Raw genomic sequence first — 23,196 nt, 5'->3', positions numbered from 1 at the left:
GGCGGGAACCTTCCATTCCGAGGTCGGCGGCAGATAGGCGGCGTAGTAGCCGACGAAACCGACCACGAAAATGCCGGCCCAGATACCGAGGACGCAGCCCCAGTAAAAGGCGCGCTTCATGAACCGGGCAGCGCCGGCTCCCATGCGGGACCTGAAGTTCCTTTTCCGCGAGGACGGCCTTCTGCCTCCGCCGCCCTTGCCGGTCCTGCCGGTTTTCCGCCGAGCAGGCTTCTTCGCCGATTTCTGGCTGGCGGTTTTCTGGCGGGATTTCGCCGGTGCCTTCTTGGACTGCGGCGCGGATTTCTTTGCCGCGGGCGCCGCCGCACGATCCCGCGCCGAAGGGCGCAGGTTGAGCATGCCGCCGCGATCGTCGCCGAAGACCGGCTCGATCCGCTTTGCGCTTTTCGCCTTGCGTGTCATCGCACACGAACATCCCGTATCGACCACCGGCATTTCAGCCATTGGTCCCCGCAATGACCATAGATTGCGGCAATTTAAGGGGGCGTTAAGGCTGGGCGCCCGGCGAGGCTTCAATGGACGCCGGAATGGACACTGGCAGGGGCCGTTAAAAGCGGTTAGGAAGGACCCGCAAGACCAACAGGGAGAACGGTTTCATGGCCAAGGCTTATTGGGTCGCCCGCGTCGACGTGCAGGACCCGGACGCTTACAAGAACTATGTCGCGGCGAATGCGGAGGCGTTCAAGAAATACGGCGCCCGCTTTCTCGTGCGCGCCGGCCGGTTCGAGACCATGGAAGGCAGCTCCCGGTCGCGCAATGTGGTGATCGAGTTCGACAGCTACGACCAGGCGATGGCCTGCTACAAGTCGCCGGAATATGCGGCGGCAAAGGCCCTGCGCGATGCCGCTTCGGAAGGCGATCTGGTCATTGTCGAAGGCTACGACGGACCCCAGCCCACAGACTGATCCTTCCTCGCGGCGGGCGCGGGCGTCCTTCTGGCAGAAGTGTCTGATTTAAAGGTCAGGCCGCGTAGCGGCTGGCGTCCGCGCCGTAGTAATTCACGTAGCGCGCATTCAGTTCCGACACCGGCATGATGATCAGCACGTCGGTCGTTCCGAACTGGTGATCGACCACGGCGCCGTCGCCGATGAAGGCTCCGAGACGCAGGTACCCCTTGACCAGGGGCGGCAGGGCGCGCAGCGCTTCCTTCGGATTGACCCGCTCCGCCGGCAGGCGGTTCATCTCGACATAGCGTTCCGGCAGGGCGGCCGCGCGCCAGTCTTCGGGCGCCCGGGCATTGTGATGCAGGAATGCGAGTTGATCCGCGATGGCATCCGGGTTGGTGCCTTCGATCGAGGCGCAGCCGATCATGACGTCGATCTTGTGCATCAGGATATAGGACCAGATGCCGTGCCACAGCAGTTCGACCGTTTTCTTGTTGCGGTAGGGCTTGAGCACGCAGGAGCGGCCGAGTTCCAGGAACCGCTTGCCCGGATTGGCGTCGATCAGCCGCTGGATGTCGAACTCGCCCGAAGTATAGAAGCCGCCGCGCTGGTCGGCGATTTCCTGACGCAGCAGGCGATAGGTGCCGACGATTTCCGGCTTAAGGCGTCCGAGCTTGTTGCGCTTCATCATGGAATGGTCGACCACAAGGAGATGGTCGCAGAAGGCATCATAGGGATCCGCATCGCGGCGGGTCGCCATGGTCTGGGCGTCGGCGATGGCCGACATTTCCTCGTAGAAGACCTGGTAACGCAGCCGCTGCGCCATTTTCACTTCGCGGAAGCTGCGGGCCAGGCGAACTTCGAGCGAACCGATCCGGCCGAGGCTCTGGCGGAAGGGAAGCGCGCCTGCGCCTGCTGCCTCCGATTGCAGCCCGGAGGCGCGAATCTGCATCGGCCGGTTCACCGGCGCGATTTTCTGAACGAGTTTCCTCGGCGAAAACATACCCGACCGCATCATGGATGTTCGGCCCCTATTTCCTAGTTTTCTTTAGCCGCAAGTGTTTCACGCCTTGAAATCTGTTTCACTTGCGTTTTTGCCTTTGCCGCGACAGTAGCTGCGAGAACGCGGGAACTATATCTGACCCTGCCGTAAAACATAGTTTTCCGACAAATGGATGACACTTGTCCATATGAGCCGTATCGCAGCGCTGTTTCCGCGGTTTCCTTATCACAAATGACAGGGAACGTCTGCCCAAAACGGGCAGCAGCGCGAATCAGATCTCGGTACAATGTATGTGGTTCAGATTTTCAGGCGGGCAAGGGCGTCGCAGAGAGCCTCCGCCGACAAGGGCTTGGTCAGATAGCCCGCAGCGCCCTCCCTGGCGGCCTTTTCGCGCGCATCGCGCATGACATCGGCGGTCACCATCAGGATCGGCACCGGAGGCTTGTTGTGCTGCAACTCCTGCGCGCGGATTTTGCGGATGGCGCCGATCCCGTCCAGGCCCGGCATGTGCAGATCCATCAGGACCGCATCGAAATCGGTCGATGCGGCCGCCTCGACGGCCTTTTCGCCATCGGTCACGACGGTCGGCTCATGACCCAGCTTGCGCAGCAGGGCCTCGCTCAAAAGACGATTGATATCGTTGTCTTCGGCCACAAGCAGCCGCAGGGGACGGGCGGGCGCCCGGCCGCGCAGGGCTTCCAGATCCCCGGAATGGGCATCGGCGCCTGCTTCCCAAAGCTGCTGGTCCGGGCCGGCCTCTTCCAGCAGGCCGCCGATCACCTGCGACAGGGTTTCGTTTCGCACCGGCCGGATCAGATAGGCGGCGAAGCCCGCTTCGCGCAGCCGCTCCAGCCGGTCGCGCTCAGGCGGGGTGATCATGACCACGGCCGGCGCCCGGCAACCGGCAAGGCGCGCGCTGACCAGCCAGCCGCCGCTGTCGGCAACCGCGGAATTGTCGATCATCACCAGATCGGCTGCGGCCATGTGCTCGGTCAGGTCCGCCGAGCCCGGCATGCGCAACGCCACTTCGGCGCCCTCGAATTCCAGCCGCTCGCGCAAGAGCGCGCCTTCCAGTCCGCTGGTGCTGACGATGACGATCGACTTGCCGGCAACGCTTGAGGCGGTCGCGGTATCCCGAAAGACAAGGTCTTCCGGCACCGGGACGACCACCTTGAACTGGGCGCCTTTCGATTTGTCCGAGATCGCCTCGATCGTCCCACCCATCAGGCGAACGAGGCGCTGGGCGATGGCAAGCCCAAGGCCCGTGCCGCCGAATTTCCGCGCCGGGCCGTGGTCGACCTGCTCGAATTCCTTAAACAGCCGGTCGGCTTCCGCCCGGTCGAAGCCGATACCGGTGTCCATGACGGCGAACTCGAGGAAGCTGCCGCCATCCGGATTCGGGCGGCCGTCGATCCGGATGGCTACCCCGCCCTCGTCGGTAAACTTGATGCCGTTGCCGGTCAGGTTGAACAGGATCTGACGGACACGGCTTGCATCCAGCGTAACGGTTTCCGGTAGGCTGGGATGAAATCTGGCCCCGATTTCAAGGCCCTTGGCCTGGGCCTTGGGCGCAAGCAGTTCCACCACGCTTTCGACAAGCGGCGCAAGACGCACGGGCGCTGCCTGAATTTCCAGCTTGCCGGCTTCCACCTTGGAAAAGTCCAGAACCTCGTCGATCAGCATCAGAAGCGTTTCGCCGGAGGTTTCCAGGGCCTCGATATAGGCCGTCTGTTCCCGGGTCAGCCGCGTGTCGCGCAGGAGCGCCGCCATGCCCAGAACCCCGTTCAAAGGCGTGCGGATTTCATGGCTGACGGTCGCAAGGAAGCGGGATTTCGCCTCGTTGGAACTTTCCGCCGACTGGCGCGCGGCCAGAAGTTCTTCCTCGATCAGCCGGCGTTCGGTCACGTCGCGCAGGACCGTCTGGATCAACGGCTGATCGCTGATGGTGTCGCGCACGCTGACGTCGAGGCGGGAAAACCAGCGCGGTCCGTCCACGGTCTGCAGATGCAGATCGCCGAAGGCGATGCCCTGTTCCGATGCCTTTTCCTGAGACTTGTCTCCGTCGCCGATCACCGGCAGCCGCAGCGGCTCGCCGATCACCGGCGCCCGATCGGCCCCGAACGCGTTTGCAGCAGCGGCATTGGCATAAACCACCGCGTCATCGGCATCCCGACGCACCACGATATCGCCGAGGGCGCTGAGGATACTGGCATTGCGTTCGTCGGATTCGCGCAGTTCCCAGGCCCGGTCCTCCAGTTCCTCGCAGCGCTGCATCAGGCGGCGGATCCTGGCGTCCCGAACGGCGACGGCGGCGCCATCGCGCACCTTGTCGTCGGCAAAAAGCCGCCAGACGGCCATGCCGCCGGCGAAAAACGCCAGGCACACCGAGACGAGCCGCACATAGGGCCCGCTGCCAAGCAGCAGAAAGGCGCCGATCACCCCGGCGACCGCGACGACCACCGAGACATGCATCATCGTTCTGGAGGGGGTCCTGACGGCCGGTGTCTCAAGCCCGTCGCCCTCGGGCCAGGACTTGCGTTCCGTCCCGGATTTTCGGACCGATTCGCGAGCATCAGCGGACGATTGCGCGGTTCCGTCTCCAGCGGCAGGGACGTCGGACGTCAGGTCCTCTTCGGACGGCGTCACCTTCTGCCGGGCACGGCTTTCGTTCTTCGGGACCAAGACGGATACTCGCTACTGGCGTCAATGTCCCGGTCAGAATTGCCGATAACCTTTGATAAACCGTTTCCGGAGGGTGGGTTTTGTCGCCTAGCGTTCTTTCCCCGCGAGGGAAGTCATCTCAGATGCTCCAATTTGATTATGCGAGTAAATTGGGGTTCGCTAGCTGCCCATAGACGTGGCTGCTTCAAGACCTTCAGTCGCAGCAAAGCCGCATGACATAGGTATTGCCGAGCGTGACGAAGCTGTCCGCCGGCACTGTGCGCTCATTTTTGAGGGATCTCGTTATGGAAATGGCCTTATCGCGTTCGAACGACTTCCTGATCGTCACGGCATACCACCCGTTCGTCGCCAGGTAGATGGAAAGTGGCAAAGGCAATGCCCGTGCATAGGTGAGCGCATCGTCCAGATTGTCAAAGCTTTTAATCTGGATGAGCCGTTGATCTCCAATTGTCGCGTCGAATTGATCCACGCGGACCCACGTGTGGTGCAAATAGCCGAAAAGTCCATTCGCGCGCACCCGATACCATCGGTCCGCGCTTCCAAGGATGGCCAGAGGTGTTCCGTTCCGAAGGGTCGCAACATTTGCGCTCTTCTTGTCTGCATTTGTTTTGAGCGCGACGGCCCCCCTCGGATGTCTCACTGTGCCCGATGTAGCTATGGGTATCGGCCGACTGGCAGGCGAAACAGGTTTGACAAAGGTCGACGACGGCTGCGCACGCGATGGCGGAAGAGCACCGCTTCCCCGCTGTTCTTCGTCGACCGGACCAAAAGAAGTCAGCTTGAACTGTTCCATCTCCTGTCCGGAAAGATAGCGCATATCATTTGCTTCGGTCTTCAACGCCACCTGCAGGAGGCGTGGATCGATGCCCATTTCCGCCATATAGGCAACGATTTCGGCCGTCAGTTCCTGAACTGCAGATACTGCTGTATCTACATCAAGTGCAGCATCGGGAGAGAAAGACGACTTGTGAACGCCGATGGCTCCCGGCTCGGCATAACGTTGAACTCCGCCCATGAATGCCAATGCGCACGCAGAAGCGCATTCCAACGATCTGAGCTGCAGTGTCGAAAGCCCGAGTAACCGGATCTCCCTGCCAAGTTCCATCGCCTTGGTGACATTGCCTCCACCACTGGCAAAGCTGACCACGGTTGCATGGTTTGAGCGAACGGTTTGCCTGAAGCTGGAGAGAGAATCTTCCCAAGCAAAAGTTCCTCTGACCAAAATTACAGTTACACCGTCATCGGTTGTTATAGGCGAAAATGTGAGAGCCGCGAAACCCGGCGTTGAAATACTGAAGACTAATAAAACCGTCACAAGCTTGGCTAGAAATAGCTTACGCATTACTGCACTCCCCGATCTAGCTGATGCCAGCCACGCATTAGCCGATATACAGAATACAACCATACGTCCGCATTCCAAGCTCTTAAAAACGTCTGGAGCAGGCCGAAGTGAATCTCCTGCTTTACTCATAAATTGATCTCAAACGCGCGACGCACCGAAATACCAATTATTTGACACCCACTCGGCTCCCGAACCTTCCCCCGGTGTCATGCCGCCTGACGCGCCAGATCTTCGCCGCGGTAGCTCAGGGCCTCCGCCAGATGGATGCGGCCGACGGTGTCGACGCCGTCGAGATCGGCAAGGGTCCGGGCGAGTTTCAGGACACGGTGGTAGCCGCGCGCACTTAGCGCGAGCGTTTCGGCCGCCTCGCGCAGAAAGGCCAGGCCCTTGGCGTCGGGGGCGGTGATCTGTTCGACGATGGACGCCGGTGCCTGGGCATTGGTGGCGGCACTTACCCCCAGTGCCCGGAAGCGGTCGCGCTGGATCTCGCGGGCGGCGGCGACCCGTTCGGCGACCGTGGCCGAGGGTTCGGACGTGCCCGGCCGGATCAGATCGGCGGCGGTGACGGCCGGCACTTCGATTCTCAGGTCGATCCGGTCGAGAAAGGGACCGGAAACGCGGGCCTGATAATCCGCCGCGCAGCGGGTGCCGCGCCGGCACTGATGGCCCGGCTCTCCCGCATGGCCGCAGCGGCAGGGGTTCATGGCGGCGACCAGCTGGATGCGGGCAGGATAGGCGACCCGGTGATTGGCCCGGGCAATGACGGCCTCGCCGGTTTCCAGCGGCTGACGCAGACTGTCGAGCACCTGCGGCGTGAATTCCGGCAGTTCGTCGAGAAACAGCACGCCGTGATGGGCAAGCGACACCTCGCCCGGTTTCGCCCTGATGCCGCCACCGACAAGGGCGGCCATGGAGGCGGAGTGGTGAGGCGCGCGGAACGGGCGCCGGTCCGAGAGCCGTCCGTCGGCCAGTTCACCGGCGAGCGAGGCGATCATGGAGACTTCCAGCAGTTCCTTCGGCTGCAGCGGCGGCAGGATCGACGGCAGGCGGCTTGCCAGCATGGATTTGCCGGAGCCCGGAGGACCGACCATGAGCAGGTTATGCCCGCCGGCGGCGGCGATCTCGAGCGCCCGGCGCGCCGTTTCCTGACCCTTGACCTCCGCGAGGTCCGGCAGGCCGTCCGGCGTACCCTGGAGTTTGGGTACCGGCGGCGACAACACCTGGGTGCCCTTGAAGTGGTTGGCGAGCTGAATCAGGGAGCGGGGCGCCAGGATGCTCATGTCTTCCGCCGCCCAGGCGGCTTCCGAACCGCAGGCGACGGGGCAGATCAGGCCCTTGCCGATGGCGTTCGCGCCCATGGCAGCGGGCAGGACGCCGGCGACCGGTGCCAGCATGCCGTCGAGGCCCAGTTCGCCCAGCACCACATAGTCGGAGAGCATGTCCGCCGGAATGGCGCCGATGGCCGCCATCACGCCCAGCGCGATCGGCAGATCGTAGTGGGAGCCTTCCTTGGGCAGGTCGGCCGGCGCCAGATTGACCGTCACCCGTTTGGCGGGCAGCGCCAGCCCGGAGGCATGGAGCGCGGAGCGCACCCGTTCCCGGCTTTCGGCCACCGCCTTGTCCGGCAGGCCGACAACGGTGAAGGCGACCATGCCCGGCCCGATCTTCACCTGCACATCAACAGGAAGGGCCTCGATCCCCTGAAAGGCCACAGTCGTTACCCGGCTGACCATATCGCGCTCGCTCCACCTAGAGATGTCGCAAACGATATTACAGCCTACTCACGATGGCAAGAACAGAAGAAGAACATTCTTTCGGCCGGCTCACGCGACGCCTCAGGAGTGCCCCTCCAAAACCTCGATCAGGGTCCGGTGGGCCTCGACGGGCACGTGATCGATGCGCCAGACGAGGAAGGTGTCGACCGTGGCAAACGGCTCCGGCAGCGGCGCGATTTCAATCTGATCCGCATCGCGCGCGCCGCGCACCGCCTCTTCCGGCGCCACCGCAAAACCGAGCCCCGCTGCGACGCAGCCGAGGATCCCGTCCAGGGTGCCCATTTCGGTGATCTCCGTATCGCTCCGGCCGAGGCTTTTCAGCCAGGCCTGCGCCGTTGCCCGGTAGCTGCAGCCGGTGCGGAAGGCGAGCAGGGAGCCGTTGTCCGGGTTCGCCGGATTTCGCGCGCAGACGAGCCGTTCGGTGAAGGCCCTGACAGCGTTGAACCGGGTGCTGTCCACCGGACCCGCCACGAAGGCGGCATCGATTTTCCGGTCCCGGACCATGGCGAGAAGGTCGGCAGTGGGGCCGGTCTTCAGGGAGACGGATGAGGCGGGAGAACGGCCTTTCAGCCTCTTCAGCAGCGCCGGAAGCCTGACCGCGGCGGTGGTTTCCATGGAGCCGAGCGACAGCGGCGCACCGGCGCCGGACGCATCCAGCAGCTCGCGCTCTGCGGCGGCAAACAATTGCAGCAGATCTTCCGCCTTTGCGTGCAGCCGCTCGCCGAAATCCGTCAGTTTCGCACCGGCCTTGCCGCGCAGGAAGATCTTCTGCCCGAAATGGTCTTCCAGGCGACGGATCCTCGAGGTCACGTTGGACTGGACGCAATGAAGACTGTTGGCCGCGCCGGAAAAGGATCCGGTCTCGGCCACGGCCAGAAGCGTTTTCAGGAGCACGATATCCATATATCAAATTTAGAGATATTATTTTCCTCTAACAATCATTTTTCTTATATTCTTGAACCTGCGATGCTGAACCCATGGAACAGCTCATCGAAACAGCCTTCACACGGCAATTCGCCGTCCGCCACCCGGTCGTTCTCGCGCCGATGGACAGGATCTCCGACGGGTGCCTTGCCGCCGAGGTGACCCGGGCCGGGGGGTTCGGGATTATCGGCGCCGGCTACGGCGACCGGGACTGGATCGACAAAGCCTTTGCCGATGCGCAAGGCCAAAGGGTCGGCATTGGTGTCATTACCTGGAGCCTACTGAAGAAGCCGGATCTCGTCGACCATATTCTGGACAGCAAGCCTGCCGCGGTGTTCGTCTCCTTCGGCGACGGCGAACCGATCATCAGGGCCGCGAAGGAGCGCAGCATTCCGACGATCTGGCAGGTACAGAGGCTCGACCAGGCGGAACAGGCGCTCAAGGCGGGGGCGGATATTCTCGTCGCCCAGGGCCAGGAGGGCGGCGGCCACGGCATGGAACGCGGCCTGATGGCGCTCCTGCCCGCCGTCCGCGATCTCGCCGGCAAGCATCAGCTCATCCTGGCAGCCGGCGGCATTGCCGACGGCAGGGGCCTTGCCGCCGCCCTGATGATGGGGGCAGACGGCGCGATGATGGGGACCCGGTTCTGGGCCAGTCACGAAGCCAACGGATCGGGCAAGGCGAAGGATGCCCTGGTGCGGGCGGCTGGCGACGATACCCGCCGGACCAGCTTCTTCGACCTCGCCCGGGGCCTTGACTGGCCGGGTGAATTCACCGGCCGGGTGGTGCAGAACCCGTTTTCCCACCGATGGCTGGATGATCCGGCGAAGATGCAGGCATCCCAGGACACAATCCGTGCCGCCTATGACGCGGCCGATCCGGACGATTTTTCCGTCCGGGCGCTGATCGCCGGCGAAGCGCTCGATCTGGTTCGGTCGGTCGAACCGGCAGCTGCTATCGTGCAAGAGACGGTGAAGGAGGCGGCAGACCTGCTCGCAAAGGCAGGGTCGTTCCTTACCGACCGGGATTAGCGGAGTAGCCGCCCTCGTGTGCCGCAAGCAGCGGCTTGATAGCCTTGGTATCACCTTGAGGTTTTTGAAATCTTGCGATGATTTCCGGTTGCAGTTACCTTGCGCGCTAGCATTGACCGGGAGCGTTTGGATTGGTTGCCACGAAAACAGTTGAGGGGTGGATTTTACCGGATAGCGAAATCCATTTCGAAAAAGTTCTGACGACCGCCAAGAAGGGGTCCACGCTTGGCGAATATCAGAAGGCTCCGCGGGACAAGGCCCTGGAGCAGGTGACCTCATTTCGCAGGGCAATCGATATCGGCGCCTGTGTCGGCTTCTGGTCACGCGATCTTTGCGACAGGTTCGAGCACGTCGACTGCTTCGAAATGCACGAAGAAAACGCGGAGTGTCTGGAGCAAAACCTTGCAGAAAAAAAGAATTGCACTATCCATCACATCGGCCTGTCTGATCGCCGTGGAACGGATACGATCTACATAAACGGTGAAGCTCTCGGCAGCGCCTCGTTTTTCAGTGGTGGCGTGAAATATACCAAAACGGCGACTGCAAATTACACAAGACTTGATGACTTCAATTTTACAGACGTTGACTTCATCAAGATGGACGTTCAGTTCCACGAGTTGCAGGCACTCAAAGGCGCCCGGAAAACGCTGGAACGAAACTCTCCGGTCCTCTGCATCGAATGCTGCCGGCGAACGTCTGACGAATTCATTTACGTTGCTCGGATCATCGAGTATCTGCTGTTTCTGGGCTACCAGATAACCGGTGAATTTGGAAAAGAACTGTTCTTCTCAAAGACTTCCGAGCCGATCAGGAAGCATTATTTTTCTTCCCTGCTTGAGCGCCTGAATTACGTGCCGTTCAAATCGTAATCCTCACGTGCGCAAATACTCCAGCCATACAATCGCGGAAATCCAGCCCCATAAACCTTCTCCGCACCGCGGATAACCCGTTGATTGTCTGAGGTGCCTCGTCCCAATTCCCGGTGCAGCCCGCAAATGGTGAATTGCTAATGCGCCTCATCCCAGTTGTCGGCGGCGCGGGCGTCGACCTGGAGGGGGACGGAGAGTTTCAGGGTCGGCTCGGTGGCCTTCTCCATGACCTCGGTGATCACCGGGATGGTCTTGTCGACCTGGTCTTCCGGGACCTCGAAAATCAGTTCGTCGTGCACCTGTAACAGCATCTGCGCATCCAGCCTTGAGTGCTGCAGCCGGTCCTCCATGCGCACCATGGCGCGGCGGAGGATGTCGGCGGCCGAACCCTGGATCGGCGCGTTGATCGCCGCGCGCTCGTAGAAGGCGCGCAGGTTCGGGTTCTTGGTGTTCACGTCCGGATAATGGGCCTTGCGGCCGAAGATGGTGCTGACATAGCCGTTGGCGTGGACTTCCCTTTTGATCGCTTCCATGTAGTCCTTGATGCCGGGGAAGCGCTCGAAATAGGTCTTGATGTAGTCGCCGGCCTCGCCGCGCGAAATGCCGAGCTGGGCAGCAAGGCCGAAGGCGGAAATGCCGTAGATGATGCCGAAGTTGATCGCCTTGGCGCGTCGGCGGACCATCGGGTCCATGTCTTTGATCGGCACACCGAACATTTCGCTGGCCGTCATGGCGTGAATGTCGAGCCCGTCCTCGAATGCCTTCTTCAGCTGCGGAATATCGGCCATATGGGCGAGCACCCTAAGCTCGATCTGGCTGTAGTCGGCCGAAATCAGCTTCATGCCCTTTTCGGCGATGAAGGCCTTGCGGATCTTGCGGCCTTCTTCGGTCCTCACCGGGATGTTCTGCAGGTTCGGTTCCGACGAGGACAGGCGGCCCGTGGTGGTTGCCGCCAGCGAATAGGAGGTGTGAACCCGCTTCGTTTCCGGATTGATATAGCCGGGCAGGGCGTCGGAATAGGTCGACTTCAGCTTGGAAAGCTGGCGCCAGGAGACGATCCGCGAGGGCAGTTCATGACCTTCTGCGGCCAGATCCTCCAGCACGGAAGCGGAGGTGGACCAGGCGCCGGTCTTGGTCTTCTTGCCGCCGGGCAGGCCCATCTTGCCGAACAGGATGTCGCCGAGCTGCTTGGGCGAACCGATGTTGAAATTCTCACCCGCAAGCTCGTAGATCTCGTCTTCCAGGGCCGCCATGCCTTGCGCGAAATCGCCGGAGAGCCGCGACAGCATCTGCCGGTCGACGGAAATACCGCGCTTTTCCATGCGCGCCAGCACCGGCACCATCGGCCGTTCCAGGGTCTCGTAGACGCTCGCCATGTGCTCGGACGCAAGCCGCGGTTTCAGCACCTGCCACAGGCGCAGGGTCACGTCGGCATCCTCGGCGGCATAGGCGGTCGCCTTGTCGATCGCCACCTTGTCGAAGGTGATCATCGACTTGCCGGAGCCGCAGACCTCCTTGAACGGGATCGGCTTGTGGCCGAGCCAGCGTTCCGACAGCTCATCCATGCCGTTGCCGCCCTTGCCGGCATCAAGCGCATAGGAAAGCAGCATGGTGTCGTCGAAGGCGGTCACGTCGACGCCGTAACGGGTCATGATCAGCCAGTCGTATTTCAGGTTCTGCGCGATCTTCAGGACGGCGCGGTCCTCAAGCATGGGTTTGAGGATCTCGATCGCCTCGGAAAGCGGGATCTGGCCCTCGACCAGTCCGCCGCCGCCAAGCAGATCGCCTTCGCCGTCCACATGGCCGAGCGGGACATAACAGGCCTTGCCCGGCGCGGTGGCAAGCGAGACGCCGACCAGGTCGGCCTGCATGGCATCGAGCGAGGTGGTTTCCGTGTCGAAGGCCACGTAACCAACCTCATAGGCCTCGGCGACCCATTCCTTGAGCCGCTCCGGCGTGGTCACGGTTTCATAAGAACTGCTGTCGATGACTGCCGACCGGGCCGCTTCCGCACGGGCGTCCGCCACGGTCTGCGGCACCATCATGTCGCCGTCCGCCGCGGCATCGTTGTCCGCGGTATCGGCTGCCTTGCCGCCGCCCGCCGCGGGCGAAGTTTCCATCAGCCGGCCCTTGTGGTCGGGCACATCCCAGCCGGGAACCTCGAAATCGGCCGGTTCGATATTGGCCAGTTCCGCCCCGGTCGCCTCGGCGACACGCTTGGTCAGGGTGCTGAAGCCGAGCGCCTTGAGGAAACCGACCGCCTTCGGCCCGTCGACCTTCGTCACGGCGAAGTCGGTCACCGGCACCTCGACCGGAACGTCCTGCTTCAGCGTGACAAGCTGTTTTGAAATGCGGGCCTGATCGGCGAATTCGATCAGGTTTTCCCGGCGCTTGTTCTGCTTGATGGTGTCGGCCTTTGCCAGAAGGGATTCCAGATCGCCGAACTCGTTGATCAGGAGCGCGGCGGTCTTCAGGCCGATGCCCGGAACACCGGGCACGTTGTCGACGCTGTCGCCGGCGAGCGACTGGACCTCGATTACCTTGTCCGGACCGACGCCGAATTTCTCGAATACCTCCGCCTCGCCGAAGATCTTGTTCTTCATGGTGTCGATCATGCCGATCTTCGGTCCGATCAGCTGCATCAGATCCTTGTCGCCGGAAACGATGGTGACCCGCGCGCCCATTTCGGCGGCCTGACGGGCATAAGTCGCGATCAGGTCGTCGGCCTCGAAGCCCTCCTGCTCGATGCAGGGAACGGAAAACGCCTCGGTCGCCCGGCGGATCAGGCCGAACTGGGGCACCAGGTCTTCCGGCGGCTCGGGCCGCTGGGCCTTGTACTCGGGATAGATTTCGGTCCGGAACGTCTTCGCCGAATGGTCGAAAATGACGGCGAAATGGGTCGGCTCGTCACCCTCTTCCGGTGTCAGCCCCTCCTGCAGCAGCTTCCACAGCATGTTGCAGAAGCCTGCGACCGCGCCCACGGGCAGGCCATCGGGCTTGCGGGTCAGCGGCGGCAGCGCGTGATAGGCGCGGAAGATGAAGGTGGAACCGTCGACCAGGATCAGGTGGTCTTTGGCGGTGAGGGCGGGGGCGGAGCTGTTCGTCGACATGCGGCGGATCATGCCCGCACGGGACGGCGGAGGAAAGGGGAAATCCGCACTTTCCTCAGGGGGCGTCGCCCACCCTCACTTTTGCGGTGTCAGGACCGCTCGTCCTCGGAAGACCAGGGGCTGATCCGCCCCGCCGGGCCTTTGCCGGAAGGCGTCCCGTCGGTTCTGGACCAGTCGTCCTCGTCCAGATCGACGACACCGTCCTCGCGGCGGTAACGGGAGCCGCCCTGCACGACGACCACGTCAGCGCGGGAAATGATGAAACGGGCGAGCATGTCGCGGACCGGCGGAATGAACAGAAGCAGGCCGATCGCATCCGTCACGAAGCCCGGGATCAGCAGCAGAAGACTTGCGATCACGATCATCGCGCCGTGCATCATGTCCTTGCCCGGCACGCGGCCGGCGTCGAGTTCCGACTGCATGCGCATGACAAGCGACAGGCCTTGCTGGCGCAGCATCAGGGTTCCGGCCACAGCGGTCAGGACGGTCAGAAGAACCGTGGGCAGGACGCCGATGGCGCCGCCGACCCAAATGAACACCGAGATTTCGATCAGCGGCAGCAAAATGATCGCCGCCAGGATGTAAAGTATCACGGAAACCCCATCTTTTTTAAAGCTTCTCTGGCCTAAGGTAAGCATCTGGGATAGGGATTGCGAGCGGTCATGACGAATTGATCGGCCTTTTGGGTAAAAACCTTCTTGCCCTCGGCACTGGATGCTGGTTCAAGGGTCCCTACATATAAGAGATGGGAGTTGATCAGGCACAGGGCGCTGAAAGGGCGGTTCGCAGCGGGGTCGGCTCCAAGGATGAAGCCGGTAGCACCAAATGAACGAAATCTTCAACGTTTATAATCTGATCTTCCTCGCACTGGCTGTGTTCATCATTTTCAGGCTGCGCTCGGTTCTTGGCAAACGGACCGGCAATGAACGGCCGCCGTTCGATCCCTATTCCAAGACGGAGCGCCAGCAGAAGCCGCAGACCGGCCAGGACCAGGGCGACAATGTGATCCCGATGCCCGGCCCGGCGGATGCTGCTCCGGTGGATGTCAACCGGCCGCCCAGCGACGACATGGTGATCGAAAAGGTCGCACCGGCAGGCACGGCCCTGAACGACGCCCTGCGCAAGATCCTGTCCGTGGACCGCAGCTTCGAGCCCGAACCCTTCCTGGAAGGCGCCCGCGGCGCCTATGAGATGATCGTCATGGCCTTTGCCGAGGGCGACCGGAAGGCTCTGAAGTCGCTTCTGTCCAAGGATGTCTACGAAGGCTTCGTTGCCGCCATCGATGAACGCGAAAAGCGCGGCGAAACCATCGAATCCACATTCGTCGGCATCGACCGCGCCGAAATCGTCGAGGCCGCACTTAAGGGCAACACGGCCCAGGTCACCGTCAAGGTGCAGAGCCAGCTGATTTCCGCGACACGCGACAAGTCCGGAGAAATCATCGACGGCAACCCGAACAAGGTCACCGAAGTGGTCGATATCTGGACCTTCGCCCGGGATACGACCTCGCGGGATCCGAACTGGAAACTGGTGGCAACAGAATCCGCCGAGTGAGAACGTGGCAGTCTGCCGTCGCGGACGGAAGGCCGGATTGGCCGCGCTCGGCCTGCTCCTTGCGCTGTGCGATCCGGTCGTTCCAGGCTCGTTGACGGGTAGAGCCGCCGCCATGTCCCCTGATCACACCTCCCTTCCCACGATGACCGAGATTGCCTTCACCGCCATTCCCGGCTGGCAGGAGGACGATCAGGGAAAAGCGCTTGCCGCGTTTTTGCGTTTCTGTGTGCCGCCCTTCCCGTTTCTACGAGCGGAACCGTTCGGACTGTCAGCCGGTGATGCGGCCGATCTCTGCCGGGAAGCGTCAGAGGTTCCCGACGCCGATACGGACGCGGCGCGATCGTTTTTCGAAGCCCGGTTCACCCCGTACCGGATCGACACAAACGGCTTCGTGACCGGCTATTTCGAACCGGAACTGCCCGCCTCGCGGGTCCGCACGCCGGACTTTTCCGTTCCCCTGCTGAAGGCGCCGGCCGGTCTCGAGGCCATTACCGACGCCAATCGTCCCGAAGACTGGCCCGCGGAGCTGAGTCATGGCCTGCGGACGGACAAGGGCCTGGTGCCGCTGCCCGACCGGGGCGAGATCATGGACGGCGCGCTTGACGATGAGCATCTGGAACTGGTCTGGCTCGCCGATCCGGTGGACGCCTATTTCGTCCATGTCCAGGGCTCCGCACGGCTGCGCCTGACCGATGGATCGGTGATGCGGGTCGGATACGCGGGCAAGGCGGGCTACCCCTATACGTCCATTGCCCGTGTCCTGGTGGAGCGCGGCGAGGGCACGCCAGAAGAACTCACCATGTCCGGCCTGCGAAAATGGCTGGAGGACAATCCCGACCGGCGGGACGCGCTGTTCAAGGAAAACCGATCCTTCATCTTCTTCCGGGAAGTGACGCTTGAAAATCCGGATGACGGACCGGTGGGCGCCGCCGACCTGCCGCTCGTGGCCGGACGGAGCCTCGCAGTCGACCCGCGCCATATCCCTTACGGCATGCCGGTCTTCGTCTCCGCCGGAATTCCGGACCCGGAAAGACCGAAGACGCAATTCGGCCGGCTGCTGATTGCCGACGACACGGGCTCCGCCATTCGCGGTGAGGCCCGGGGCGACATCTTCACCGGCTCCGGCGACCGGGCCGGACAGATCGCCGGCGACATCCGCCACACGGGGGAGATGATCCTGCTCCTGCCGCGGAGGGATCACTGATGACCTCCGGCAAGCGGCGGAAAAAGGGGCAACTTTCCCCGGAAGACCGGGAAATCTGGGCAAAGGTGACCAGGACCCTCACCCCGCTGCATCCCGAACGTCAGGTCATGCCCGACCCGGACGATGCCGGCCTTTCAGCGCCGGAAGCCGAAGAACGGAAGCGCCCGGCAAAGACAGCAACGGCAATCCGCACCCCGCCGGCACAGCCGAAACCCGCCCCACCACCGCCGCTGCACACGCTTGAACACAGGTTCCGAAAAAAGCTGGTGCGCGGCGTCAAGCCGATCGACGGCCGGATCGACCTGCACGGCCTCACACAGCATCAGGCCCACGGAAGACTGCGCCACTTCCTCCATTCGGCGCAGGCAAGCGGCCACAAGGTGGTTCTGGTGATTACCGGCAAGGGACAGGAAAGAGGCGGGGGCGGCTTCATGGACGAACGCGGCGTCCTCAGGCGGGTTGTGCCACAATGGCTTGCCATGCCAGACATGAGGTCGGTGGTGGTCGGATATGAAGAAGCCCACGCGAGCCACGGCGGCTCCGGTGCTCTTTACGTCCGAATTCGCAGGAAAAGGTGAGATCCGTGACACCTCTTGGCGCAAAAATTCGCGAATTGCGGGCCAAACGCGGCGTTTCCCTCAAGGAAATGGCCGGGGCCCTGTCGGTCTCCAGTGCCTATCTTTCGGCCCTTGAACACGGCAAGCGCGGCAAGCCGACCTGGTTTCTGGTCCAGAGGATCATTACCTATTTCAACGTCATCTGGGACGAGGCGGAGGAAATCCAGCGGCTGGCGGAGCTTTCCGATCCGAAGGTGACGATCGACACGGCCGGAATGGACCCGCGGGCGACCGAACTTTCCAACCAGCTTGCCGCCAAGATCGGCGGATTGTCGCCGGAATCGCTTGCCCATCTCCTGCACCAGTTGCGCGTTGTTGCCGCAAAAGACGGCATTTAACTTGAATCCTGTTGTACCGGAGCGCCCCGGTCTTTACAGGGCATTATCCGCCAATGCGTTATAAGGTGCCTGAGAGAGTTCGCCTCCCGCTGCTCCCGCCGACGAAACCAAGACCGGGCATGGACCAACGAGAATGACCCTGACCAAAGACGATATCGCCGGCCTGATCGATTCCACGGCGCTGCGCCAGAAGCTCACGGACCTGACCAAGGCCAGTGACGGCGACGGATCGGACCTGAAAACCCGCTCCGCCGTTCTTGGCGAATTGAAGGAAGCGATGAAGACCGGCAGGGCGGTCGCGGAAAAGGGACTCAACGACGACGGCAGCGGCCTGAAATGCGCCCAGCGCCTGTCCTTTCTTCAGGACGAGCTGATCCGTGTCATCTACGATTTTGCGCTTTATCACGTCTACCGGATCAAGAACCCCTCGACCGCCGAACGCATGGCCGTTGTCGCCGTCGGCGGCTACGGACGGGGAACGCTGGCGCCAGGATCGGACGTCGACCTCCTGTTCGTTCTTCCCTACAAGCAGACGCCCTGGGGCGAACAGGTCGTCGAATATATCCTCTACATGCTGTGGGACCTGGGGCTGAAAGTCGGCCACGCGACCCGCAACATCGACGAGTGCATCCGCCTGTCGAAAAGCGACATGACCATCCGCACCGCGATCCTGGAGGCGCGCTATATCTGGGGCGACGAGCCGCTGTTCAACGATCTCGTCTCCCGCTTCGACGAAGAGGTCGTCAAGGGAACGAGTTCGGAGTTCATCGAGGCCAAGCTGGAAGAACGGGACGAGCGGCACCGGCGCCAGGGAACCTCGCGCTATCTGGTCGAACCGAACATCAAGGAAGGCAAGGGGGGCCTGCGCGATCTCAACACCCTGTTCTGGATCGCGAAGTACCATTACCGGGTCCGAAACCAGTCGGATCTGGTGAAAAAGGGCGTGCTGTCGCGCGGCGAGTACCGCCGCTTCGTCAAGTCGGAAGACTTCCTGTGGGCGGTTCGCTGTCACCTTCATTTCATGACGGGACGCGCAGAGGAACGGCTTTCCTTCGACGTGCAGCGGGAAATCGCCATCCGGCTCGGCTACACCCAGCATCCGGGCATGAAGGATGTCGAGCGCTTCATGAAACACTACTTCCTGGTGGCCAAGGACGTGGGCGATCTCACCCGCATCCTGTGCGCGGCGCTGGAAAACCAGCACGTCAAGGAACCGGAGGGAAGGGGGATCACCGGACTGATGCGGCGGCTGCGCGCCGGCCGGCCGAGCGACGCGCCCCGCCCGGTGGAGGGAACGAACAGCTTCGTCATCGAGAACAACCGGTTGAATGCCGTTTCGGACAAGGTCTTCGTCGACGATCCGACCAACCTGATCCGCATTTTCCAGCTTGCCGACAAGCACGGCTATTATCTGCATCCGGAGCTGACCAAGCTGATCCGCCGGTCGCTCAAGCTCGTCGACAGCGCCTTACGCAACGACCCGGAAGCCAACCGGCTGTTCCTGTCGGTCCTGACCTCGCGCAATTCACCGGAAAAGGTCCTGCGCAAGATGAACGAGACCGGGGTTCTCGGGCGGTTCGTGCCCGATTTCGGCAAGGTCGTCGCCATGATGCAGTTCAACATGTACCACCACTACACGGTGGACGAGCACCTGATCCGCTCCATCGGCGTTCTCGCCCAGATCGAGCGCGGCGATTCGGGCGAGGATCATCCGCTTTCCACGGATCTGATCCGGACGCTGCAGAGCCGGAAAATCCTCTACGTGGCCATGTTCCTGCACGACATTGCCAAAGGTCGGCCGGAAGACCATTCCATTGCGGGCGCCAGGATCGCCCGCAAGCTGTGTCCGCGGTTCGGACTGAACGGTGCGGAAACGGATACCGTCGCTTGGCTGATCGAGCATCATCTGGACATGAGCACCATCGCCCAGTCCCGCGATCTTTCCGACCCGAAGACCATCAACGACTTCGCCAAGCTGGTGCAGTCGATGGAACGGCTGAAGCTGCTCCTGATCCTGACCGTTGCGGACATCCGCGCGGTCGGTCCCGGCGTTTTCAACGGCTGGAAGGGTCAGCTGCTCAGAACGCTCTACTACCAGTGCGAACCGCTCCTGAGCGGCGGCCACAGCAAGATTTCCCATCACCAGGTGATCGACCAGGCAAAGCAGGACCTGCTGGCACAGCTCGGCCACTGGCCGGCGAAGGAGCGCGAGACCTATGCCGACCGGCACTATGCCGCCTACTGGCTCAGGTGCGCGCCGGAACGCCGGCTGCGCCATGCGGAACTGATCCGGAAGGCGGATGAAACCGGCCAGCCGCTCGCCTTCGACGTCAGGCCCCATGCCTTTGAAGGGGTGACGGAAATCACCGTGCTGGCGCCGGACCATCCGCGCCTGCTGCAGACGATCGCCGGCGCGTGTTTTTCCACCGGCGGCAATATCGTCGATGCGCAGATCGACACCACGACCGACGGCTTTGCGCTGGATACGATCTTCATCAGCCGCGAACTTCCCGGCGACGAGGACGAGCGCCGCCGCGGCGAACGGATCACGGCGCTGATCGCGAAATCGCTGACGGGCGAGGCGCAGCTGCCGAAGGCCGTGGCCACGAAAAACCCGGTCAAGGGCCGCATGAAGGCCTTCAACATCGAAGCGGATGCGCTGGTCAACAATTCCTGGTCCGACGACTACACGGTGCTGGAGATTTCCGGTCTCGACCGTCCGGGCCTGCTTTACGACCTGACCCGGGCCATCGCGACCTTGAACCTGAATATCGGCTCCGCCCATATTTCGACCTTCGGCGAGCGCGTCGTCGACGTTTTTTACGTCACCGACCTGACCGGTCAGAAAATCGCCAATGTCGGGCGGCAGGAAATCATTCGCGAGCGGCTGATCGCCGCCGTCAACGGAGATGTCGAGACGAACCCGGCCGCCCCCATATCGCGCCGAGCTTCGTGATCGCGGAGCCCAGCCGATGAGCCTTTTGAAGAATTTCGCCACCGTCGGCGGCGCAACCATGGCCAGCCGGCTTCTCGGTTTCGTGCGCGATACCATGCTGGCGGCGGTGGTGGGCACGGGTCCGGTCGCCGACGCCTTCGTGGTCGCCTTCCGCCTGCCCAACCTGTTCCGGCGACTTTTTGCCGAGGGCGCCTTCAACTCCGCCTTCGTGCCGCTATTCGGGCGGGCGGTCGAGGAGGAAGGCGACGAGGGCGCCCGGAAACTCGCCGGCGAAATCGCCGCGGCACTGCTTTTCTGCCTGCTGATCCTGACCGCCCTGGCACAGATCTTCATGCCGGCGGTGGTCTGGGTTCTGGCGCCCGGCTTTATCGACGATGCGCAGAAATTCGACCTTACCGTACTGATGGCGCGGATCGCATTTCCCTATCTGATCTTCATGTCGCTGCTCGCCTTCATCAGCGGCATTCTCAACACCTATCAGCGGTTTGCAGCGGCGGCTTTTGCCCCGGTCATGCTGAATATCGTCATGGCCGGCGTCCTCGGCACCGTCCTCATGGTCGGCGTCGACAACGATCGCCTGCTCGGCATCATCCTGTGTACCGGTGTTGCCGTCGCCGGCATCGTCCAGCTTGCCGTCGTCGCCTGGGACCTGAAGCGCCTCGGCTTTTCCATCCCCGTGTTCCGCCCGCGCTACACGAAATCGGCGAAGCGGCTTCTGGCGCTCGGAATTCCGGGCGTTCTGGCGGGCGGCGTCACCCAGATCAATGTGGCCGTCGGCCAGATCATCGCCTCCATGCAGGATGGCGCCAACGCCCTGCTCTACTACGCCGACCGGCTTTACCAGCTTCCGCTCGGGGTCATCGGCATCGCAATCGGCGTGGTCCTGCTGCCGAGCCTGACCCGGCAGCTGCGCGGCGGACACGAGGACCAGTATCAGCGCAGCCTGAACAACGCCCTTGAATTTTCGCTCGTCCTGACCCTGCCGGCGGCTGTCGCGCTTGCCGTCATTCCGCGCGAAATCGTTTCGGTCCTGTTCCAGCGCGGCAAGTTCGACGCGATTGCCGTCGACGGCACGGCCATGGCGCTGGCCGCCTTTGCCTTCGGGCTGCCCGCCTTCGTGCTCAACAAGGTGTTTTCGCCCGGCTATTTCGCCCGCGAGGACACCAAGACGCCGATGTGGTTCGCGGCAATTGGCATGGTGGTGAACGTGGCGCTGTCCGTGGCGCTGTTTCCCGTCTTCAAACATGTCGGGATTGCGCTTGCGACCACCGTCGCCGGCTGGGTCAACACCGGCCTGCTCGGGATCGTGCTCTGGCGCCGCGGGCATTTTTCCCCGGACGTCCGCGTGCTCAGGAAAATCGTGCTGATCCTCGCAGCCAGCCTGCTGATGGGCCTGATCCTGCATTTTTCGGCGGTCGGCCTGTCCGGCTGGCTGTTCGGCCCGGCCCTGCCGATTCGGGCGGCGGCCCTCGCGGCCCTGGTCCTGGTCGGCATGGCGAGTTTCGCGATTTTTGCCCAGGTGACTGGGGGCAGCAATCTCATCGGCCACGTGAAATCGTTGAAGCGGCGCAACACCTGAGCTGCCGAATACACCATAGCGGCGATCGCGGCTTGCAAAGGCGGACCGGTCTGCCCTAAGAAGCCGCACCACAACCCAAATCGGACCCTTCCAACCGGTTTCCAGAATTTAGGGACTATTCCATGACGGCGTTCCAGCCCCGTGTCTTTTCCGGCGTTCAGCCGACCGGCAATCTCCATCTCGGCAACTATCTCGGCGCGGTGTCCCGCTGGGTGCCCTTGCAGGACCAGATGGAAACGATTTTCTGCGTCGTGGACCTGCACGCCATCACTGCGAGCTTTCCGGAACAGGGAGAGCTTCAAAGTGCCACCCGCGAAGTGACCGCGGCCTATATGGCCGCCGGCATCGACCCGAAGAAGTCGATCATCTTCAACCAGTCCCAGGTCCGCGCCCATGCGGAACTGGCCTGGATCTTCAACTGCGTGGCGCGCATGGGCTGGCTCAGCCGGATGACCCAGTTCAAGGAAAAGGCCGGCAAGAACCGGGAAAACGCCTCCGTCGGCCTGTTCGCCTATCCGAACCTGATGGCGGCCGACATCCTGGCCTACCGCGCAACCCATGTGCCGGTTGGCGACGACCAGAAGCAGCACCTGGAGCTGACCCGGGATATCGCGCAGAAGTTCAACAACGACTTCGCCGACCGGATCAAGGAACTCGGCGTGGGCGTCCCGAACCCGACGCCGTCTCCCGAGCTTCCCGAGGAGCTGTATTTCCCGATCACCGAGCCGATGATTACCGGGCCGGCGACGCGGATCATGTCGCTCAGGGACGGTACCAAGAAGATGTCGAAATCCGATCCGTCGGATCTGTCGCGCATCAACCTGACCGACGACGCCGATTCCATCGCCAAGAAGATCCGCAAGGCCAAGACCGATCCTGACGCCCTGCCGAGCGAGATCAAGGGCCTGGAAGGCCGTCCGGAAGCGGACAACCTGGTCGGCATCTATGCCGCCCTTGCCGGTCACACCAAGGAAGAGGTGCTGAAGGACTTCGGCGGCGAGCAGTTCTCCGCCTTCAAGCCGGCCCTGGCCGACCTGGCGGTGGCCAAGCTTGCGCCGCTGACCAAGGAAATGCGCCGCCTGACCTCCGATCCGGCGGAAATCGACCGGATCCTGAAGGACGGCGCGGAAAAGGCGGCGGCGATCGCCGACCCGATCCTGGCGGATGTGCGCAAGATCATCGGTTTTCTCGACGTGGCCTGAACGGTCCGGATTCACGTGAAACGACAGAACGCCCGGCCGGACAAGCCGGGCGTTTTCTTTTGTCCTCTCCGAAGAGTTTGAATTTAGGGGTGAAATTCCGGCCGTCCG

At 62.5% G+C, this 23,196-nt stretch carries 17 protein-coding genes and 1 pseudogene; 10 read left to right on the top strand and 8 right to left on the bottom strand.

What is annotated here, in order from left to right:
- Positions 1–420, bottom strand: a pseudogene (locus HK439_RS10040) (penicillin-binding protein); the annotation flags it as partial.
- Between the two features lie 194 nt (positions 421–614).
- On the opposite strand from HK439_RS10040, the gene HK439_RS10035 reads away from it, so the two are divergent.
- Positions 615–923, top strand: a complete 309-nt coding sequence (locus tag HK439_RS10035; RefSeq protein WP_190291261.1) for a DUF1330 domain-containing protein — start codon at positions 615–617, stop codon at positions 921–923.
- A 55-nt stretch (positions 924–978) separates the two neighbouring features.
- Here HK439_RS10035 and HK439_RS10030 read toward each other — a convergent pair whose 3' ends face one another.
- From HK439_RS10030 to HK439_RS10010, 5 genes are all read right to left on the bottom strand, one after another.
- The gene (locus HK439_RS10030) at positions 979–1,854 is read right to left on the bottom strand and encodes a GNAT family N-acetyltransferase (protein WP_235987736.1); all 876 of its coding nucleotides are present in this window, start codon (positions 1,852–1,854) and stop codon (positions 979–981) included.
- 348 nt (positions 1,855–2,202) lie between these two features.
- On the bottom strand, positions 2,203–4,587 hold the full coding sequence (locus HK439_RS10025; protein ID WP_209011693.1) for a response regulator: 2,385 nt from the start codon (positions 4,585–4,587) through the stop codon (positions 2,203–2,205).
- Positions 4,588–4,780: 193 nt separating this feature from the next.
- On the bottom strand, positions 4,781–5,929 hold the full coding sequence (locus tag HK439_RS10020; protein ID WP_190291260.1) for an SH3 domain-containing protein: 1,149 nt from the start codon (positions 5,927–5,929) through the stop codon (positions 4,781–4,783).
- Positions 5,930–6,135: 206 nt separating this feature from the next.
- Entirely contained in the window at positions 6,136–7,662 is a 1,527-nt protein-coding gene (locus tag HK439_RS10015) for a YifB family Mg chelatase-like AAA ATPase (RefSeq protein ID WP_190291259.1), read from the bottom strand.
- Positions 7,663–7,764: 102 nt separating this feature from the next.
- Positions 7,765–8,607, bottom strand: a complete 843-nt coding sequence (locus tag HK439_RS10010; RefSeq protein WP_190291258.1) for a LysR family transcriptional regulator — start codon at positions 8,605–8,607, stop codon at positions 7,765–7,767.
- A 74-nt stretch (positions 8,608–8,681) separates the two neighbouring features.
- On the opposite strand from HK439_RS10010, the gene HK439_RS10005 reads away from it, so the two are divergent.
- Complete coding sequence (locus tag HK439_RS10005; protein ID WP_190291257.1) at positions 8,682–9,659, top strand: NAD(P)H-dependent flavin oxidoreductase; 978 nt, start codon at positions 8,682–8,684, stop codon at positions 9,657–9,659.
- A gap of 131 nt (positions 9,660–9,790) precedes the next feature.
- A complete protein-coding gene (locus HK439_RS10000) occupies positions 9,791–10,528 on the top strand; it encodes an FkbM family methyltransferase (protein WP_190291256.1) in 738 nt (245 codons plus the stop codon).
- Positions 10,529–10,665: 137 nt separating this feature from the next.
- Here HK439_RS10000 and polA read toward each other — a convergent pair whose 3' ends face one another.
- Both polA and HK439_RS09990 read right to left on the bottom strand, forming a co-directional pair.
- Complete coding sequence (gene polA / locus HK439_RS09995) at positions 10,666–13,650, bottom strand: DNA polymerase I (RefSeq protein ID WP_190291255.1); 2,985 nt, start codon at positions 13,648–13,650, stop codon at positions 10,666–10,668.
- 77 nt (positions 13,651–13,727) lie between these two features.
- Positions 13,728–14,231: an FxsA family protein gene (locus HK439_RS09990; protein ID WP_190291254.1), complete on the bottom strand. Its 504-nt coding sequence runs from the start codon at positions 14,229–14,231 to the stop codon at positions 13,728–13,730.
- 232 nt (positions 14,232–14,463) lie between these two features.
- On the opposite strand from HK439_RS09990, the gene HK439_RS09985 reads away from it, so the two are divergent.
- The 7 genes from HK439_RS09985 (at position 14,464) to trpS (ending at position 23,088) form a co-directional block, all read left to right on the top strand.
- Positions 14,464–15,192 carry a Tim44/TimA family putative adaptor protein gene (locus HK439_RS09985; RefSeq protein WP_190291253.1) on the top strand — a complete coding sequence of 243 codons (729 nt, stop codon included), beginning with the start codon at positions 14,464–14,466 and terminating at the stop codon, positions 15,190–15,192.
- A gap of 37 nt (positions 15,193–15,229) precedes the next feature.
- Positions 15,230–16,396: a murein transglycosylase A gene (locus tag HK439_RS09980; protein WP_209011690.1), complete on the top strand. Its 1,167-nt coding sequence runs from the start codon at positions 15,230–15,232 to the stop codon at positions 16,394–16,396.
- Entirely contained in the window at positions 16,396–16,974 is a 579-nt protein-coding gene (locus tag HK439_RS09975; protein ID WP_190291252.1) for a Smr/MutS family protein, read from the top strand. Before HK439_RS09980 ends, HK439_RS09975 begins: the two co-directional genes overlap by 1 nt.
- Before the next feature lie 5 nt (positions 16,975–16,979).
- A complete protein-coding gene (locus HK439_RS09970; RefSeq protein WP_190291251.1) occupies positions 16,980–17,351 on the top strand; it encodes a helix-turn-helix domain-containing protein in 372 nt (123 codons plus the stop codon).
- Positions 17,352–17,484: 133 nt separating this feature from the next.
- Positions 17,485–20,307 carry a [protein-PII] uridylyltransferase gene (locus HK439_RS09965; protein WP_190291250.1) on the top strand — a complete coding sequence of 941 codons (2,823 nt, stop codon included), beginning with the start codon at positions 17,485–17,487 and terminating at the stop codon, positions 20,305–20,307.
- A 16-nt stretch (positions 20,308–20,323) separates the two neighbouring features.
- Entirely contained in the window at positions 20,324–21,886 is a 1,563-nt protein-coding gene (gene murJ / locus HK439_RS09960) for a murein biosynthesis integral membrane protein MurJ (protein WP_190291249.1), read from the top strand.
- A 122-nt stretch (positions 21,887–22,008) separates the two neighbouring features.
- The gene (gene trpS / locus HK439_RS09955) at positions 22,009–23,088 is read left to right on the top strand and encodes a tryptophan--tRNA ligase (protein WP_190291248.1); all 1,080 of its coding nucleotides are present in this window, start codon (positions 22,009–22,011) and stop codon (positions 23,086–23,088) included.
- Positions 23,089–23,196: the final 108 nt, after the last annotated feature.

The sequence above is a fragment of the Roseibium aggregatum genome (assembly GCF_014692675.1).
GTDB lineage: Bacteria > Pseudomonadota > Alphaproteobacteria > Rhizobiales > Stappiaceae > Roseibium > Roseibium aggregatum_C.
Note: the sequence above shows the minus strand (reverse complement) of the source record. Positions and strands in the feature narration are given on the sequence as shown.